Genomic DNA, 16,207 nt, shown 5'->3' on the forward strand with positions numbered 1-16,207 from the left:
ATCGCGCCTGGGGCCGGGGCGCGGCCGGCCCGGGTTTGGGAGGATTGCCCTCAAATACTCCACGTGGAATAATCTTTAGTGGAGTAACTGCCGTTTAGGCCGAAGAGAACACTGCTAAACCGAGAAGGACTGCACCATGGCCCGGGCAACCGCATTGACACCCCTGGGTGTCGCCGCACTTTCCCTGCTCGTGGAAGAGCCGATGCATCCCTACGAGATGTACCAGCTCCTGATCGCACGGCACGAGGACCGGCTGGTCAAGGTGCGGCCAGGAACGCTTTATCACGCCGTCGGGCGGCTCGAGGATCGGGGGCTGGTCACAGTCACGGGAACGGACCGGGGAGGCAACCGTCCGGAGCGCACCACCTACACGATCTCGGCTGCCGGCCGCGAAGCGTTCACGACGTGGCTGCAGGACATGCTCGCCGCCCCGGTCAACGAATACCCGGCCTTCCCGCTGGCCATCTCCGAGGCCTACAACCTGCCCGCCGGCGTCGTCGTGGAACTCCTCGACCGGCGTCTTCAGGCGTTGGAGGAACAGCTCGGCTTCCTGGTCTCCGGCGAGGACCTGCTCGCGAAGAAGGGCGTGGAGCGCAAGTACTGGATCGATGTCCAGTTCCAGCTGAGCACGCTGCGCGCCGAAATCGCCTGGATCCGCAGCCTTCAGGACCAGCTCCGCTCCGGCGAACTGCCGTGGTGAACTCCGCGCAGGACCGCGGCCGGGACCCGGCCGCCCCCACACAGCCCATCCACCGTTTCACACCAGCCCCTAAGGAACCGCATGGAAAACGTAGCCCGGCCATGGCCGGCACTCTGGTCCCTGGTGATCGGCTTCTTCATGATCCTGATCGACACCACCATCGTCTCGGTGGCCAACCCCAGCATTATGGAGGGCCTCAACACTGACATTAACTCGGTGATCTGGGTCACCAGCGCCTACCTGCTCGCCTATGCCGTGCCGCTGCTGATCACGGGCCGGCTCGGGGACCGTTTCGGTCCGAAGAAGCTCTACCTCTCCGGACTCGTCGTCTTCACTGTGGCATCGCTGTGGTGCGGCCTCTCCGGCAGCGTCGAGATCCTCATCGCGGCCCGTGTGGTCCAGGGACTCGGCGCGGCCATGATGACGCCGCAGACCATGGCCGTCATTACCCGGATCTTCCCCCCGGACCGCCGCGGAGCGGCCATGGGCATCTGGGGTGCCACGGCCGGCGTCGCCACGCTGGTTGGCCCGATCCTCGGCGGCGTGCTGGTGGACGGCCTCGGCTGGGAATGGATCTTCTTCATCAACGTTCCCGTCGGGATTGTCGGCTTCATCCTCGCCCAGCGTTTCGTGCCCTCGCTGACAACCCACCCGCACAAGTTCGATATTCCCGGCGTGCTGCTCAGCGCCCTCGGCCTGTTCCTCCTGGTCTTCGGCATCCAAGAGGGCGCGACGTACGACTGGGGCACCATCGCCGGCCCCATCACCGTCTGGGGCCTGATCATCAGCGGCATCGCCGTGCTGGTGGTCTTCGTCCTGTGGCAGAAGTTCAACACGGGTGAACCGCTGCTGCCCCTGTCCCTTTTCAAGGACCGGAACTTCTCGCTCGCCAACATTGCGATCACCACGGTGGGCTTCACCGTCACCGCGTTCAGCCTGCCGCTGATCTTCTACTACCAGATCGTCCGCGGACTGACCCCGACCCAGTCGGCGCTCATGATGGTGCCGATGGCGCTGATCTCGGGCGGCCTCGCCCCCGTCGTCGGCCGGATCATCGACAAGGTCAACCCGAAATTCATCACCGCGACCGGCCTGGTCCTGATGTCCGTGGCGCTGTTCTGGAATGCCCTGCTCATGCACCCGGACACCCCCATCTGGCTGTTCCTCCTGCCGAGCGCAGTGCTGGGCTTCGCCAATGCAGGCATCTGGGCGCCGTTGAGTTCCACCGTCACACGCAACCTGCCGCCGCGGCAGGCGGGAGCCGGCTCAGGCGTCTACAACACGACCCGCCAGATCGGCGCCGTACTCGGCAGCGCCGCCATCGCCGTCCTGATCCAGTCGCGGCTTGCGGCCGAGCTCCCCGCCCGGCCCGGAGCAGGCGCAGACGCCAGCCCGATGGGCTTCGGCGGGGCCTTGCCGGCGGAACTTCATGAGGGGTTCTCGACGGCGATGGGCCAATCCATCCTGCTGCCGGCGGCGGTCATTCTGCTCGGTGCTGCCGTGGCGCTGTTCTTCGCCAAGCCCAAGCCGGTCCAGGGCTGGGGCGAACCAGATGCTGCCGCAGCCACAGCCGCAGCAGCCGCCGCGGACCAAGCGGACGCGGACGAAGCCGACGCGGACAGGGCCGCAGCGGAGCGCGGCTAGCCTGGCGGCATCCGGATCAGCCCAGCAGCACGCTGGTCTGGATGCCGCCCGCAGAAAATCCCAGGCTCCGGGCCAGCGCCAGCGACCCCTTGTTGCTAACTTCTGAACGCCACTGCAGCGTCAGCCCCGCGGCGAGGGCCTCGTGGGCGGCTACCGAGGCGGCCAGCTTGCCCAGGCCGTGGCGCCGCCATTCGGGCGAGACCAGCACGCCCATATGGGCCAGCAGCCCTTCCCATTCCGCATACGCCCCGCAGGCCACCGGCGTCCGCCGCCCGTCTTCCAGATGCAGGACGGTGAAGCGGTGTTCCAGGTCGGCGAGGCCCACCTCGTTGACGTCGTCGGGCGGGCAGAACGTCTCCAGTTCGATCGCTTCCGGGTTCCCGTGCGAGACTGTCAACTCCCCGGCAGGCTGCTGCAGGGGGAGGTCGTCGGCGAAGAAGAGTGCCGCGGCGCCGAGCCCGTGGCCGCCGTGCCCGCGGGTGATGGTCAGCAGCGTCACATGCTGGGCCAGTTCCTCGTCCGAGAGACCCTCGGCGGCGTCCAGCGCCCACTGCGGGCCCACCAGGGCGGAATTGCCGAACAGGCGGACGAACTGCAGGGACCGGGCTGTCTCATCCGCCCGGGTGAGCCTCACGCCGGCGGCAGCCGCGAAGGCGCCGTCGTCGAACCCCAGGCGGCGCGCCCATGCGAGCTGGACAATTTCTGCGGAACCGGGCTCAAGAGTCATGAATCAACCCTACCCACCGCGGCCGGGCGTCCGGTTGCCCCCTGCCTGGCTGCGGCGCTGCCCGCCCGGCTCTTCCCGGCGGGCCGCGCCGAGCCGGACCCCGCCGGTGTTGTCCCGCTTAGCCGAAGAGGACTGCGGCCTCGTCGTAGCGGCTCTGCGGTACGGACTTGAGGTTGCCGAGTGCGGCGTCGAAACCGACATGCACAATATCCGTGCCGTGCAGCGACACCATGGTGCCCCAGCGCTTTTCCACTACCGAATCGATGGCGGCCATGCCCAGGCGGGTGGCCAGGACCCGGTCGAACGCCGTCGGGACGCCACCGCGCTGGATGTGGCCAAGGACCGTCGCGCGGGTCTCGATGCCGGTGCGGGCCTCCAGTTCGGGGGCAAGCATTTCGGCGATGCCGCCGAGGCGGGGCCGGCCAAAGGTGTCGAGGCCGCGCTCCGAATGCGGGGACTCCTGGCCTTCGGGCACAAACCCCTCGGCGACGACGAGCAGCGGGGCGCGGCCACGGTCGTGGGCGGAGACGACCCACTCGGCGATCTGTTCCATGGAGGCCTTCTGTTCCGGGATCAGGATGGCGTGGGCGCCCGAGGCCATTCCGGCGTGCAAGGCGATCCAGCCCACATGCCGTCCCATGACTTCGGCAATCATGCAGCGGTGGTGGGACTCTCCGGTGGTGCGCAGCCGGTCGATTGCCTCGGTGGCGATTTCCACGGCCGTGTCGAAGCCGAAGGTGTAGTCCGTGGCGTCGAGGTCGTTGTCGACCGTCTTGGGCACGCCCACGATTTTGAGGCCGGCGTCGGTGAGCCGCTTTGCGGCGGCCAGGGTGCCTTCGCCGCCGATGGCGATGATGGCGTCGATCCCGAGCCGGTCCATGTTGGCTTTGATGACCTCGGGACCGCCGCCGTTCTCAAACGGGTTGGTTCGGGACGTGCCCAGGATGGTGCCGCCCTGCTTGGCGATGCCGCGGACCATGGTGCGGGGAATTTCCACGATGTCGCCCTCGACAACGCCGCGCCAGCCATCCTTGAATCCTACGAACTGCTGGCCGTGGACCGCGATTCCTTTGAGGACGGCGCCACGGATGACGGCGTTCAGGCCGGGGCAGTCTCCGCCGCTGGTGAGGATTCCAATTTTCATGTCTTGGCTCAAATCCTGGTTTGAAGGGGTACAGGCAGAGCGCCACGCTGAGCTCACCCTAGAGTCTAGTGGCGGGTGTGGGGCAGGACACAAACGGTTACAAAAGGTGCCCCCGCCATGATGGCGGGGGCACCTTTTCGTGGTGCGGGGCAGCTACCGGGGCAGGTTGCCGCCGGGCCGGGCCGGCCTGTGAGTGGCCGGCCTGTGATTGGACGGCCGGTGACGGATGTCAGGGCCGGGAGGAACGCTTCGAGAGGAAGCTTTGGAGGACGATTGCGTTGCGCTGGTCCGGGAGGAGGAGCCAGGCCGCGAGGTAGACCACGAACGCCGGGCCAGGGAGCAGACTCAGGAGCAGGTAGGCGATCCGGACATAGGCCACATCAACGTTCAGTTTGGCGGCAACCCCGCCGCAAACGCCGCCAACCCAGCGCTGCGGACCACGTTTCAGGCCGAGGCCCCGGATGGTGTCGAAGAATTTATCCATGGCTCAAGACTTCCCTGTAGTTGACTTATTGTCACGCCTGCGCGCCGAGACCAGGCCGCCCACGACCAGGGCGCCCCCTGCCCCGATCATCAGGCCGATCAGCACATAGGTGCCGTTGAGGGCCACGAGGCCGAGCCGGGAAATGATGATCAGTGCGGCCAATGCCACCACTGTCAGTCCCCAGACCACTGTGCCCACCCGGGCGGGCGAACCCGCTTCGGGGTCGTGCCCGGCGTCGGCCAGCGGCGAGTCGTCATAGCTGCTCATGTCAGTTGCCTTCCTTGATGGTCACGTTGCTGACGGTGCCGGAGATCTCCAGGACCAGCCGGGCGCCCGGTTTTGCGGTGTTGTAGTCGCTTTGCTGCGTCGTCGTGCCGCCGCGGTCCTGGTTGCCGTCGTGGAGGTTGCCCATGGTCATGTCCGCCTGGACGTGCACCGGAACGGTGGCGGGGATGACGACTGTGAGGTTGCTGGCCGTCGCGTCGATCGGAACTACGACATCGGAGCCCAGGGGCGGATTCAGCGCCAGCTTGGTCAGGTCCACGGTTCCGCCGCCGCCGGTGATCTCGAAGCCGCCTTGGGCCTGCTGAATGCTCGCCGGAGCCCAGTCGGCGTTCTGGAAGCGGAACCGGTCCCCGTGGGGGACCACGCTGAAAATGGCGCCGATCAGCAGGGCCACGACTGAGAAGAAGCCCAGGATCCCGGAGGTCCGGCCCCGCAGCCCTGCAAACAGGATCCCGAGGCCCAGGATGGCCGCGCCGAAGGCCCAGACCAGCGCGTTGCCGGCATCGCCGAGATCGATCACGTTGGCTGCGTCGAGGGCCTTGATGCTCCCGCCCACCAGGAGGGCGGAGCCGACGGTGATGGCGACCGCCGGAGCGCCCGGGCCAAGGTTGCGCGCGGCCGGTGCGGGCGGTGTGGCGCCGGACCCCGGTCCGTAGCCGTCTGGGGGAACAGGGCCGGGCGGTACGGGGCCGGACGCAATGGGTCCCGACGGCGGGGGCGGACCCCAGTCCGGACCGGTGCCGGTGACTCGAGAGCTGTCAGCCAGGTCGCCATATGTCCGGCCGCTGCCCTGCGGGAAGCTGCCTGCCGATGGCGGCCCGGCGGCGGTGCGGGCGCTAGCCGCAAAAGCCGCGGCGCCGGCCGGGCTGCCGGAGTCGTAATGCGACGGCATGGCAGTGGCCCCGTCCCGGATCTTGTTGCGTTGGGTCAGGTAGTAGACGAGGTAGATGGCCCCGCCCACCCAGAAGACGGTCCAGACGAAGGCGCCAAAGCCGAAGCGGTCCCAGCCCCAGACCCCGGTGCCCAGGCTGGGGAAACCGATGACCGAGGTGATGAGCGCGCCGGTCATGCCGGCCGTCCACCGCCCTGCGGCGGCCTCCTGGACGTGAATGCGGCCGTCGGGTTCGGGCAGCAAGGCCCAGGCCAGGCCGTAGGCGAGAACGCCAATTCCGGCGAAGACGGTCAGGACGATCAGGACGCCGCGGATAATCAGCGGGTCGACGCCGAGCCGGTGGGCTATGCCGCTGGCCACGCCGCCGATCCAGCGGTCGCGTCCGCGGTAAATGCCCTGGCTGCGGATCCAGTCGAAGAAATTCTGGGTTTGCCGGCCGGGCAACGGCCCATTCGGATCGCCGGGCGGGTAAAGCCGCGGCGGCTCCGGCGGCGCGCCGCCCGGCCCGGAGAAGGCCGGAGCGGGCTGGCCCGTGCCTGGAAGTTCGGGGACGGAACGTTCCGTGTGCGGAAGGTCTGCGGCGGGGCGTTCGGGTTCGGTACGTTCCGGTTCTGGAAGTTCCGATTCTGGAAGTTCGGGGCGGGATAGATCCGTGGCCGGCCGGTCTGCGGAGGCCGGGCCTTCATCGGGGTGCGGAGTGTGCGGGTTCATACTTCGATCCTTCCCGTTCCCGATGCCGGCCTCTACTGGGGAACACCCTGAACGGTCCCTGAGTGGCCCCCGGTTGGGCCCTCAAACGCGTCCGGGAAACCCCGATCCGTGCTTGGATTGAGGCATGACAACCGCGCCCGCCCGCCCGCCGCTGGTCCGCAGCAGCGACCGCGTGATTGCCGGCGTGTGCGCGGGCCTCGCCAACCACCTGGGCTGGCCGGTGCGCATGGTCAGGATCGGCATGGCAGTGGCCGCGCTCGCCGGCGGGGCCGGGGTGGCCTTCTACGCCTGGCTTTGGATCATGGTCCCCACGGCGGATGAAAACGCCCGGCGCACCGCCCGCCGCCCGGCGTCGCCCATCGCTCCGGCAGTGAGCTTCCCGGACACCCCGGGCGTCGCAAACCTGTCCGACGCCCCCGGCATGCCGGGAGCTCCCGGAACCAGTGGAACGCCAACGAAGGCGGCGCCGGGGTCCTGGCGGTCCAAAGTCTCCGGCATGCCCTTCGGCAAGGAGATCCTGCTGGGCGCGGGCCTGTTGCTGGCCGCCGGGATCCTGATCGCCCGGCTCCTTGGGGTTGACGTGCCGCTGGGAACCCTGATCCCGGTCGCTGCGATCCTGGGCGGTGCCGCGATCGCCTGGATGCAACTGGACGAGACCCGCCGGGCGGGGCTCGTGGACAAGACCAAAGCGGACCAGGCCGGCGGCTGGGCCCGCCTCGCGGCCGGGCTCGCCCTCGTCGTGGCCGGGGTGCTGGTCATGGTGTCCGGCTCGGGGTCCTGGGAACAGACCTGGCTCGCCCTCCTGGCCTCGGTGGCCGTGCTCGGCGGCGTGGCCCTGGTGCTCCTGCCATGGGGGCTGAAGTTCTGGCGCGACCTGGAAACCGAGCGCGCGGGGCGGGTCCGCGCCACCGAGCGTGCCGAGATCGCCGCCCACCTCCATGACTCCGTGCTGCAGACCCTCGCCCTGATCCAACGCCGGGCCGCCAACGAGCACGATGTCATCAGGCTGGCCCGCGCGCAGGAGCGCGAGCTGCGTGGCTGGCTGTACCGGGACTCCGACAAGGAATCCGGCCAGCTGTCCGACGGCATCAAGGCCGCCGCAGCCGAGGTCGAGGACGCCCTGGGAAACGCCGTCGAGGTGGTCAGCGTGGGGGACTGCGCCATGACCCAACGCCACGAGGCCCTCGTCCAGGCATCCCGAGAGGCCATGCTGAACGCCGCCCGGCACGGCGGCGGCGCCGTGTCCGTGTACCTGGAAGTCACCGACGCCGCCGCGGAAGTTTTCGTCAAGGACCGGGGCCCGGGCTTCGATCCGGATTCCGTTCCCCCGGACCGGCTCGGCGTCAGGGAATCGATCATCGGCCGGATGAACCGCCACGGCGGCACCGCCGCGATCACCAGCAGCCCGGACGGCACCGAAGTGCGGCTCCGGCTGCCCATCGCCGCCGCCTCTGCCGGAACTGCCGCGGCCGCCGCCAACAACGCCAACGGAGAGGCCAAACCGTGACCAGCCCAGCATCAGCATCAGGAAGCCCCGCACCGATTCGAGTGGTGATCGTGGACGACCACGCCATCTTCCGCTCCGGGTTGAAGGCGGACCTGGACCCGGACATCGTCGTCGCGGGGGAGGCCGGAACGGTGGAGGAGGCAATCGCCGTCATCGCGGTCCAGCGCCCCGACGTCGTGCTCCTTGACGTCCATCTGCCCGGCGGCCGGGGTGGCGGCGGACGCGAGGTCCTGGCCGGCTCGGCGCCCCTGCTGGGCACCACGCGGTTCCTGGCGCTGAGCGTCTCCGACGCGGCAGAAGATGTGGTGTCCGTGATCCGGGCCGGCGCGCGCGGCTATGTCACCAAGACCATCTCCGGCGCGGAGATCAGCGGCGCCGTCCGCCGCGTGGCCGGCGGCGACGCCGTCTTCTCACCCCGGCTGGCGGGCTTCGTCCTGGACGCGTTCGGCACGGCGCCCGCGGACATAGCCGACGACGAGCTCGACAGGCTCTCGGCGCGGGAACTCGAGGTGATGCGCCTTATCGCCCGCGGCTACAGCTACAAGGAGGTGGCCAAAGGACTGTTCATCTCGATCAAGACCGTTGAAACCCACGTCTCGGCCGTGCTGCGCAAGCTCCAGCTCTCCAGCCGCCACGAGCTGACCCGCTGGGCCGCCGAGCGCCGCCTCCTTTAACGACAAACGCTCCCGCAAGTCCGGCGCCTAAAACCCGGACGCTCCCGCAAGTCCGGCGCCTAAAACCAGGGCGCTCCCGCACTTCAGGCGCTTTTAGGCCCGACGCTTCCGCAGGTGGTGCGGTAATGCGGCGGGCGCTCGTCCGTTCTGCGGGAGCGTCGGGAATGTATGCTGCAGGACCTGCGGGAGCGTCAGTAGGAATGGTGCAGGACCTGCGGGAGCGTTTGGTAGGTTACTACTTCGCCTTGCCGAGGAAGTCCTGCAGGCGGGCGACGCCCGTGGCCAGGTCGTCGTCGCCGAGTGCATAGGACAGGCGCAGGTAGCCGGACGGGCCGAACGCCTCGCCGGGAACCACAGCCACTTCGACCTCGTCCAGGATCAGCGCCGCGAGTTCGGCGGAGGTGGCCGGCCGCACCGGGCCGTTCGCAGACGGGAACTCCTTGCCCAGCAGCGCGCGGACGTCCGCGTACACGTAGAACGCGCCCTTCGGCGTCGGGCAGTCAACGCCGTCAATCGCGTTCAGACCTGCGACGATCGCCTTGCGGCGGCGGTCGAATGCCACCTTCATCTCATCGACGGCGGTCAGCGGCCCGGAGACAGCAGCGAGGGCGGCGACCTGGGGGATGTTGGAGACGTTCGACGTCGCGTGCGACTGCAGGTTGGTGGCGGCCTTGATGACGTCCGCGGGCCCGATCATCCAGCCCACGCGCCAGCCGGTCATGGCATAGGTCTTGGCGACGCCGTTGAGGATGACCACCTTGTCGCCGAGCTCGGGCACCGCGGTGGCGATTGAGGTGAACGGCACGCCGTCGTAGGTCAGGTGTTCGTAGATCTCGTCGGTGACAACCCACAGGCCCTTGGACGCTGCCCACTGGCCGATCTCCTTGACCTGCTCCGGCGAGTACACGGCGCCGGTGGGGTTGGAAGGGGAGACGAAGAGCAGGATCTTGGTGCGCTCGGTAAGGGACGCTTCCAGCTGGTCCACGGTGACCAGGTAGCCCTGCTCCGGGCCAGCGAAGACCTCCACCGGCACGCCGCCGGCCAGCCGGATGGCCTCCGGGTACGTGGTCCAAAACGGGGTCGGAACAATGACCTCGTCGCCCGGATCCAGCAGGGTGGCGAAGGTGTTGTAGACGGCCTGCTTGCCGCCGTTGGTCACCAGCACCTGGGACGCCGCCGCCTGGTAGCCCGAATCCCGGAAGGTCTTGTCCGCGATGGCCTGCTTCAGTTCGGGGAGCCCGCCGGCGGGGGAGTAGCGGTGGTATTTCGGTTGGCTGGCGGCCTCGATGGCGGCCTGCACAATGTAGCCGGGGGTCGGGAAGTCGGGTTCCCCGGCACCGAAGCCAATGACCGGACGGCCGGCTGCCTTCAGCGCCTTCGCCTTGGCATCGACGGCCAGAGTGGCGGATTCGGCTATGGCGGAAATGCGCTGGGAAATGCGGGCAGCAGACATGGGCGGGTCCGTTCTTCGCTTGCAGCTGGAAGGCTGGATATGGGATTCGACGAAATCTACTCTATGCTGTTCAGCGGATCCCCCGGGGTGCCTGAACCCGAATGTGACTGACGGCTGTCAGTTGGTTTTCGCAGGCACGCAGGGGTCCGGAAGAGGGCCGGTTCGACGTAGGCGCAGTTGTTGCGTAGACTGGTTCTCCGGTGTTGAAAACACGATGATGGCCTGCGCCTCAGGGAAGCCTGTGGGACGCATCGGCCGGAGCGGTTTTTCTCCCCGAAGGGTAGTGGCGCAATTGGTAGCGCAGCGGTCTCCAAAACCGCAGGTTGCAGGTTCGAGTCCTGTCTGCCCTGCGCATGCTGTTCCGGATTATCCGGAACCAGCGCAGCAACCATGGTTCAGTTCAGAGCCGGGTATCCGATCATTGCGAGGATGAGTGAGGACCAGGTGACCGAAACAGCTGCCAGCAGCTCCAAAGGCCGCCCCGCCAAGAATGCCGCCAAGCCCGGCTTCTTCGCTCGTATCGCGATCTTCATCCGCCAGGTCATTGGCGAACTGAAGAAGGTCGTCGCACCGACCCGTAAAGAACTGATCAACTACACACTCGTGGTACTGGTGTTCGTGACCATCATGATGGTGATCGTCACCTTGCTGGACCTGGCCTTTGGGACCGCGGTCAGCTGGGTCTTCGGCGGCAGCGCCCCCACGGACAGCTAAGGCGACCGGTCCGCAGACTGCGTGGATGCCCCGGGAAACCGGAGATTCCGCGGGGTGTGCGGAATTGAGTCATTTAAATAGGCATGTTAGGCAATGAGGAAGCAGGAGACCAAGTGTCTGAGCAGGAGCTCGAGGTAACTGAGACTGAGCTGGATAAGAGCCAGGACGCCGCGGTGGAAGCCGCGGAAGAGTCCGAGGCTGTGTCTGCTGCGCCCGAATCCGACGTCACTGACGAGGCCGTAGCCACGGAAGAAGAAGCGGCAGACGACGCCGACGCTGATGCAGCCGACGCTGATGAGGCTGACACCGACACTGATGAGGCTGACGCCGATGTGCTGGCAGCGGCGGCCGCCAAGGCCGACGTCGACCCCGCGGACGAGTTCAAAGCCAAGCTGCGCCGCCAGGAGGGTGACTGGTACGTCATTCACTCCTACGCAGGCTACGAGAACCGCGTCAAGGCCAACCTTGAGACCCGCATCCAGACCCTGGACATGGAAGATTACATCTTCGAAATCCAGGTTCCGATGGAGGAAGTCGTTGAGATCAAGAACGCCCAGCGCAAGGTCATCAACCGTGTCCGCATCCCCGGTTACGTCCTGGTCCGAATGGACCTGACCGACGCTTCCTGGGGCGCCGTCCGCCACACCCCCGGTGTCACCGGCTTCGTGGGCAACGCCCACAACCCGGTCCCGCTGCGTCTCGATGAGGTCTTCTCCATGCTCGCGCCGGTCTTCGAAGAGGAGCAGGCCGAGAAGGGCAAGCCGGTCAAGCACGCCGCCGCCCAGGTCGACGTCGACTTCGAGGTTGGCGAGTCGGTCATCGTCAAGGAAGGCCCGTTCGAGACCCTCCCCGCCACGATCTCCGAGATCAAGATCGATTCCCAGACCCTCGTGGTGCTGGTGTCCATCTTCGAGCGCGAGACTCCGGTCACCCTGGCGTTCAACCAGGTCAGCAAGATCTAGCTGTTCCCTAAGAATTCGCCCCGGGCTGCCCGCTTAGCAGCCACGGAGCGGCCGGCCGCCTTGCCATGGCGGCCACCAACCTGAGGCACGCTCCTGTGCCCCAGGACGTATTTGAGAGAAGGACCTACATTGGCTCCCAAGAAGAAGGTCACCGGCCTCATCAAGCTGCAGATCCAGGCAGGTGCCGCTAACCCGGCCCCGCCGATCGGTCCTGCGCTCGGCCAGCACGGTGTCAACATCATGGAATTCTGCAAGGCGTACAACGCTGCGACGGAAGCCCAGCGCGGCAACGTTATCCCCGTGGAAATCACGGTCTACGAGGACCGTTCCTTCACGTTCATCACCAAGACCCCGCCGGCTGCAGAGCTCATCAAAAAGGCTGCAGGCGTCGCCAAGGGTTCGGCTACCCCGCACACCGTCAAGGTTGCCAAGCTGACCCAGGCCCAGGTCAACGAGATCGCCACCACCAAGATGGAAGACCTCAACGCCACCAGCCTCGAAGGCGCAGCGAAGATCATCGCCGGCACCGCCCGCTCCATGGGTATCACCGTCGAGGGTTAATTCCCCACCGCTGATGCGCCGGGATCGGGAAACCGGTCACGACGCCGTCAGCACCGCCGGCCAGCCGGCACCACCTAAACAATGAATAGCGGAATTCCGGAACGGATACACCAGCCGGAATGCCGCCTGTGGCAGGGCCCAGCGCGGTCCGCAGACCACAACTGCACAAGGAGAAATAAGCAGCATGGCAAAGCGCAGCAAAGCATATGAGGCAGCCGCGGCCAAGATCGACGCGGAGAAGTTCTACGCGCCGTTCGAGGCAGTGACGCTCGCCAAGGACACCAACCCGTCCAAGTTCGACGCCACCGTTGAGGTCGCTTTCCGCCTCGGCGTTGACCCGCGTAAGGCCGACCAGATGGTCCGCGGCACCGTCAACCTGCCGCACGGCACCGGTAAGGTCGCCCGCGTCCTCGTCTTCGCAACGGGCGACAAGGCTGAGGCTGCAATCGCGGCCGGCGCCGACTTCGTTGGTTCCGATGACCTGATCGAAAAGATCGCCGCCGGCTGGACCGACTTCGATGCCGCCGTCGCCACCCCTGACCTCATGGGCAAGGTTGGCCGCCTCGGTAAGGTCCTGGGTCCGCGTAACCTGATGCCGAACCCGAAGACCGGCACCGTGACCGCTGACGTCGCCAAGGCCGTCAACGACATCAAGGGCGGCAAGATCGACTTCCGCGTCGACAAGCACTCGAACCTGCACTTCATCATCGGCAAGGTTTCGTTCGACGCCATCAAGCTGGCCGAGAACTACGCAGCCGCACTGGAAGAGGTCCTCCGCCTCAAGCCGTCCGCTTCCAAGGGCCGCTACATCCAGAAGGCCACCGTGGCGACCACGTTCGGCCCGGGCATCTCGGTTGACCCCAACGTCACCAAGGTCCTGACCGAGGTCTAGTCCTCACCGGATCACCGGATCCACGGAACTGCGGCGTCGCTGACGTCGCCGGTTCCAGCCAAAGGCCGTCCCGCAACTGCGGGGCGGCCTTTTGCCGTCCTGCGCCGGGACCCGTGGCGTGCGCAAAGCTTGGCATCCGGGACCCTTGGTGCCGCCGGACTTGCCGGTTAGGCTGTCCCGGTGACTACGCCGTCGTACCTCATCGAGGAACTCTCCCTGCCCGCCAGCCTTGATGCCGCTGACACCGATGCCGCTGACACGGCGGAGTTCCTCGAATTCATGGAACTCTGCGATGAGCTCATCCGGCAGACCTGGGGCAACCTGGACCGGGCATCGTCCGCGGCGGCCCGCCTGCAGTACTGGCGGGACACGGCGTACACCCGGCTGCGGCTCTTCTTCGTCCGCGTCGACGGGGGCATGGTGGCCAACTCCTGGGTCCGCTGTGAACTGCAGGAGAATCTGGGCAGTGCACTGCTGCACGTGGGCGTCCTGGATGACTTCGCCGGGCGGGGCATAGGCCGGGCACTGCTGGTGCACGCCGAGGCGCTGGCCGCCGCCGACCGGCGGACCATCCTGCAGACCTTCACGGAGCACCCGGCCGATTTCGACGTCGATGGCATCAACCTCATCAAGCCCGCCACGGGGACCGGAGCGCTGCCCGCCGGCGCGCCGGGTGTCCGTTTCGCCGGAAAAGCCGGCTACCGCCTGGAGCAGGTCGAACGGTTCAGTTCGCTCGACGTACCGCCCGCCGCGGACCTCGACGCCCTGGAACGGGACGCCCTGGCCCGCGCGGGGGACTATGAACTGCTGCACTGGACCGACTCCTGCCCTGAGGAACATGCCGCCCAGCTCGCGGTGCTCATGTCCCGCATGAGCACCGACGCCCCCTCCGGAGCGCTGAGCTACGAGCCGGAAATCTGGGACGTCGCCCGGGTCCGCCACGTCGAGGACACCTGGCGGCGCGCCGGCCAGTCCTCCCTCGTGGTGGCGGCACAGCACCGGGCCAGCGGCGAACTGGCCGCCTATACCGTCCTGCAGACAACAGCCGACAAGCCATGGCTGGCCAACCAGGACGACACCCTCGTCGCGGTGGGCCACCGCGGCCACCGGCTTGGCATGCTCATCAAGATCCGCAACCTGCGCCTGCTGCGGGAGTCGTACCCCGCGGTCCGGCGCGTCCTGACATACAACGCCGCCGAAAACGACCACATGCTCGGCATCAACATCGCGCTGGGCTTCAAGCCGGCGGGCTACGACGGCGAGTGGCAGCGGACCGCTGCCGCCGCGGGCGCAGCCACCGGCAGTGAGATCCGGAACTGACCGGGCGCCGGCTGGGGCAGAAGCTGCAGGGCGCCGGCTGGAGCGGAAACTGCCCGGCGTCACCAATGGAACAGCGGCCCAAACCAGCATATGCTGGCGGTTGAAAGCCCGGTTTGAGCCGGGCCGTACCGATGGTGGGTGGCACAACGGCTGGGAAGATGCCCTCTATGGCAAACGATGTACGGATTGAGCAGCTGTGGATCCCCGATTCCCTTGACGCGCCCGATGCCGCCGACTTTCTCGCCGCGATCGAGGTGGGGCGCAGGGTCCGGATGCAGACCTGGGGCACCGACGACCTCGCCTACGCGCCGCAGGAAAAGCTGCTTGAGATGGCGGACCCCTACGAACGTCAGGTGATCCTCGTCGCCAAGATCGACGGCGTGATTGTCGGGACGGCGGACATCGCCCTGCCGCTCGTGGACAACCTCGATCTCGCCGAATTCACGCTCGACATCCTGCCGGAATTCCGGCGCCAGGGCGTGGGGAGGCAGCTGCTGGCGGCCGCCGAACATTTCGCCCGGGACGAGGGCCGCCACACGATCCTGATCGACACCAACCACCCGGGATCAACCCTGACGGACCCGGAGGCCGAACAGCTCGTGCCCGGCAGCGGCGTCGGGTTCGTCCCGTTGGGCAGCCGTGACGTGGAATTTGCCCGCCATACCGGCTACACCCTGCAGCACATAGAGCAGTTCAGCTCCTGTGCGTTGCCGCTGGACACCAAGCTCGTCGCCGACCTCGAGGCCGAGGCCGAGGAAGCCAATGCCGGCCGCTACCGTCTGCACCACTGGACGGACCGGTGTCCTGACCAGTGGCTCGAGGCCGTCGCCGCGCTGGAAAACCAGGCAGGCGAGGACGAGGTGCCGGGGCCGGATGCCCAGGAAATGGTGTTCGACGGCGGCATCCTCCGGGAAGCGGAGGAAGTCACCATAGCCCAGGGCCGCCGGACGGTGGTCACCGCCGTCGAGCACATCGCCAGCGGAACGCTCGTGGGCCTGACCACCATCAGTGTCCTGGCCCTGCGCCCGGACGTCGTCTTCCAGGACGACACGGTGGTGCTGCAGGAACACCGCGGCAACAAGCTCGGGCTGCTGATCAAGGTCGCCAATATGGAACGGCTCAGCGAACAGTTCCCGGACGCCCGGGTCCTGTACACGTGGAACGCTCCGGAGAACCGCTACCTGCTGAAGGTCAACCAGCAGCTCGGCTTCACGACGGCGGGAGTGACGGGTCTCTGGCAAAAAGAACTCCCCAACTTCGGACCGGCTGTCAGCTGAGGTCCCGGGCCGACGTCGGGCGCTGAAGTCTTTCGCTGAAGTCCTGCGCTGCCCCTGCCCGCCGGGCCCGATTTGGAACACGCGCGCCGTGTCCCGTAAGCTTGGAGGACCAAAGACCGTCGGTTGTTGGAAATCCACTCTCCCAAGCAAGACTCACTTCTGCAGTCGCGCCGGGAGAGCGCAGTGGATTTCCGGACGAAGGACCCTGAACATAGGGCGGCCGGCGCAGGTGAACGAAGCAAAGCTCCGCGGTCATGGAC

At 67.2% G+C, this 16,207-nt stretch carries 16 protein-coding genes and 1 tRNA gene; 11 read left to right on the forward strand and 6 right to left on the reverse strand.

All coding sequences use genetic code 11. From position 1 onward, the window contains the following. Positions 1-136: 136 nt before the first annotated feature. The gene (locus tag AC1D0A_RS10375) at positions 137-700 is read left to right on the forward strand and encodes a PadR family transcriptional regulator (protein WP_476945744.1); all 564 of its coding nucleotides are present in this window, start codon (positions 137-139) and stop codon (positions 698-700) included. An 81-nt stretch (positions 701-781) separates the two neighbouring features. After that, a complete protein-coding gene (locus AC1D0A_RS10380; RefSeq protein ID WP_476944007.1) occupies positions 782-2,344 on the forward strand; it encodes an MFS transporter in 1,563 nt (520 codons plus the stop codon). A 16-nt stretch (positions 2,345-2,360) separates the two neighbouring features. Here the strand turns inward: AC1D0A_RS10380 and AC1D0A_RS10385 are convergent, their stop codons facing one another. From AC1D0A_RS10385 to AC1D0A_RS10405, 5 genes are all read right to left on the reverse strand, one after another. After that, a complete protein-coding gene (locus AC1D0A_RS10385; protein WP_028276531.1) occupies positions 2,361-3,071 on the reverse strand; it encodes a GNAT family N-acetyltransferase in 711 nt (236 codons plus the stop codon). Positions 3,072-3,189: 118 nt separating this feature from the next. Then, a complete protein-coding gene (locus tag AC1D0A_RS10390) occupies positions 3,190-4,215 on the reverse strand; it encodes a 6-phosphofructokinase (protein ID WP_018773638.1) in 1,026 nt (341 codons plus the stop codon). A gap of 229 nt (positions 4,216-4,444) precedes the next feature. Next, positions 4,445-4,699 (reverse strand): PspC domain-containing protein, encoded by a 255-nt coding sequence (locus AC1D0A_RS10395; protein WP_028276532.1) that lies wholly within the window; start codon positions 4,697-4,699, stop codon positions 4,445-4,447. 3 nt (positions 4,700-4,702) lie between these two features. After that, positions 4,703-4,966, reverse strand: coding sequence for a hypothetical protein (locus AC1D0A_RS10400; protein WP_028276533.1), 264 nt, complete (start codon positions 4,964-4,966; stop codon positions 4,703-4,705). Between the two features lies 1 nt (position 4,967). Next, a complete protein-coding gene (locus AC1D0A_RS10405) occupies positions 4,968-6,587 on the reverse strand; it encodes a PspC domain-containing protein (RefSeq protein ID WP_476945745.1) in 1,620 nt (539 codons plus the stop codon). A gap of 124 nt (positions 6,588-6,711) precedes the next feature. Between AC1D0A_RS10405 and AC1D0A_RS10410 the strand changes: the two genes are divergently transcribed. Continuing rightward, positions 6,712-8,094 carry an ATP-binding protein gene (locus tag AC1D0A_RS10410; protein ID WP_476944002.1) on the forward strand — a complete coding sequence of 461 codons (1,383 nt, stop codon included), beginning with the start codon at positions 6,712-6,714 and terminating at the stop codon, positions 8,092-8,094. Then, positions 8,091-8,768: a LuxR C-terminal-related transcriptional regulator gene (locus AC1D0A_RS10415; RefSeq protein WP_476945746.1), complete on the forward strand. Its 678-nt coding sequence runs from the start codon at positions 8,091-8,093 to the stop codon at positions 8,766-8,768. The genes AC1D0A_RS10410 and AC1D0A_RS10415 overlap by 4 nt, the downstream gene beginning before the upstream one ends. A gap of 235 nt (positions 8,769-9,003) precedes the next feature. Here AC1D0A_RS10415 and AC1D0A_RS10420 read toward each other — a convergent pair whose 3' ends face one another. After that, positions 9,004-10,221 (reverse strand): pyridoxal phosphate-dependent aminotransferase, encoded by a 1,218-nt coding sequence (locus AC1D0A_RS10420; protein WP_243181093.1) that lies wholly within the window; start codon positions 10,219-10,221, stop codon positions 9,004-9,006. A gap of 277 nt (positions 10,222-10,498) precedes the next feature. Between AC1D0A_RS10420 and AC1D0A_RS10425 the strand changes: the two genes are divergently transcribed. From AC1D0A_RS10425 to AC1D0A_RS10455, 7 genes are all read left to right on the forward strand, one after another. Next, positions 10,499-10,571: transfer RNA gene (locus AC1D0A_RS10425), tRNA-Trp, on the forward strand. 79 nt (positions 10,572-10,650) lie between these two features. Further along, positions 10,651-10,935, forward strand: coding sequence for a preprotein translocase subunit SecE (gene secE, locus AC1D0A_RS10430; RefSeq protein WP_026266472.1), 285 nt, complete (start codon positions 10,651-10,653; stop codon positions 10,933-10,935). A 113-nt stretch (positions 10,936-11,048) separates the two neighbouring features. After that, on the forward strand, positions 11,049-11,897 hold the full coding sequence (nusG, locus tag AC1D0A_RS10435) for a transcription termination/antitermination protein NusG (RefSeq protein ID WP_476945747.1): 849 nt from the start codon (positions 11,049-11,051) through the stop codon (positions 11,895-11,897). A gap of 129 nt (positions 11,898-12,026) precedes the next feature. Then, on the forward strand, positions 12,027-12,458 hold the full coding sequence (gene rplK, locus AC1D0A_RS10440) for a 50S ribosomal protein L11 (protein WP_018773647.1): 432 nt from the start codon (positions 12,027-12,029) through the stop codon (positions 12,456-12,458). Between the two features lie 184 nt (positions 12,459-12,642). Next, on the forward strand, positions 12,643-13,350 hold the full coding sequence (gene rplA / locus AC1D0A_RS10445; RefSeq protein WP_091251962.1) for a 50S ribosomal protein L1: 708 nt from the start codon (positions 12,643-12,645) through the stop codon (positions 13,348-13,350). A gap of 180 nt (positions 13,351-13,530) precedes the next feature. Beyond that, on the forward strand, positions 13,531-14,670 hold the full coding sequence (locus tag AC1D0A_RS10450) for a GNAT family N-acetyltransferase (RefSeq protein WP_476943998.1): 1,140 nt from the start codon (positions 13,531-13,533) through the stop codon (positions 14,668-14,670). Between the two features lie 167 nt (positions 14,671-14,837). Continuing rightward, complete coding sequence (locus AC1D0A_RS10455) at positions 14,838-15,947, forward strand: GNAT family N-acetyltransferase (protein ID WP_028276541.1); 1,110 nt, start codon at positions 14,838-14,840, stop codon at positions 15,945-15,947. Positions 15,948-16,207: the final 260 nt, after the last annotated feature.

It is taken from the genome of Arthrobacter sp. P1_D4, assembly GCF_056406115.1.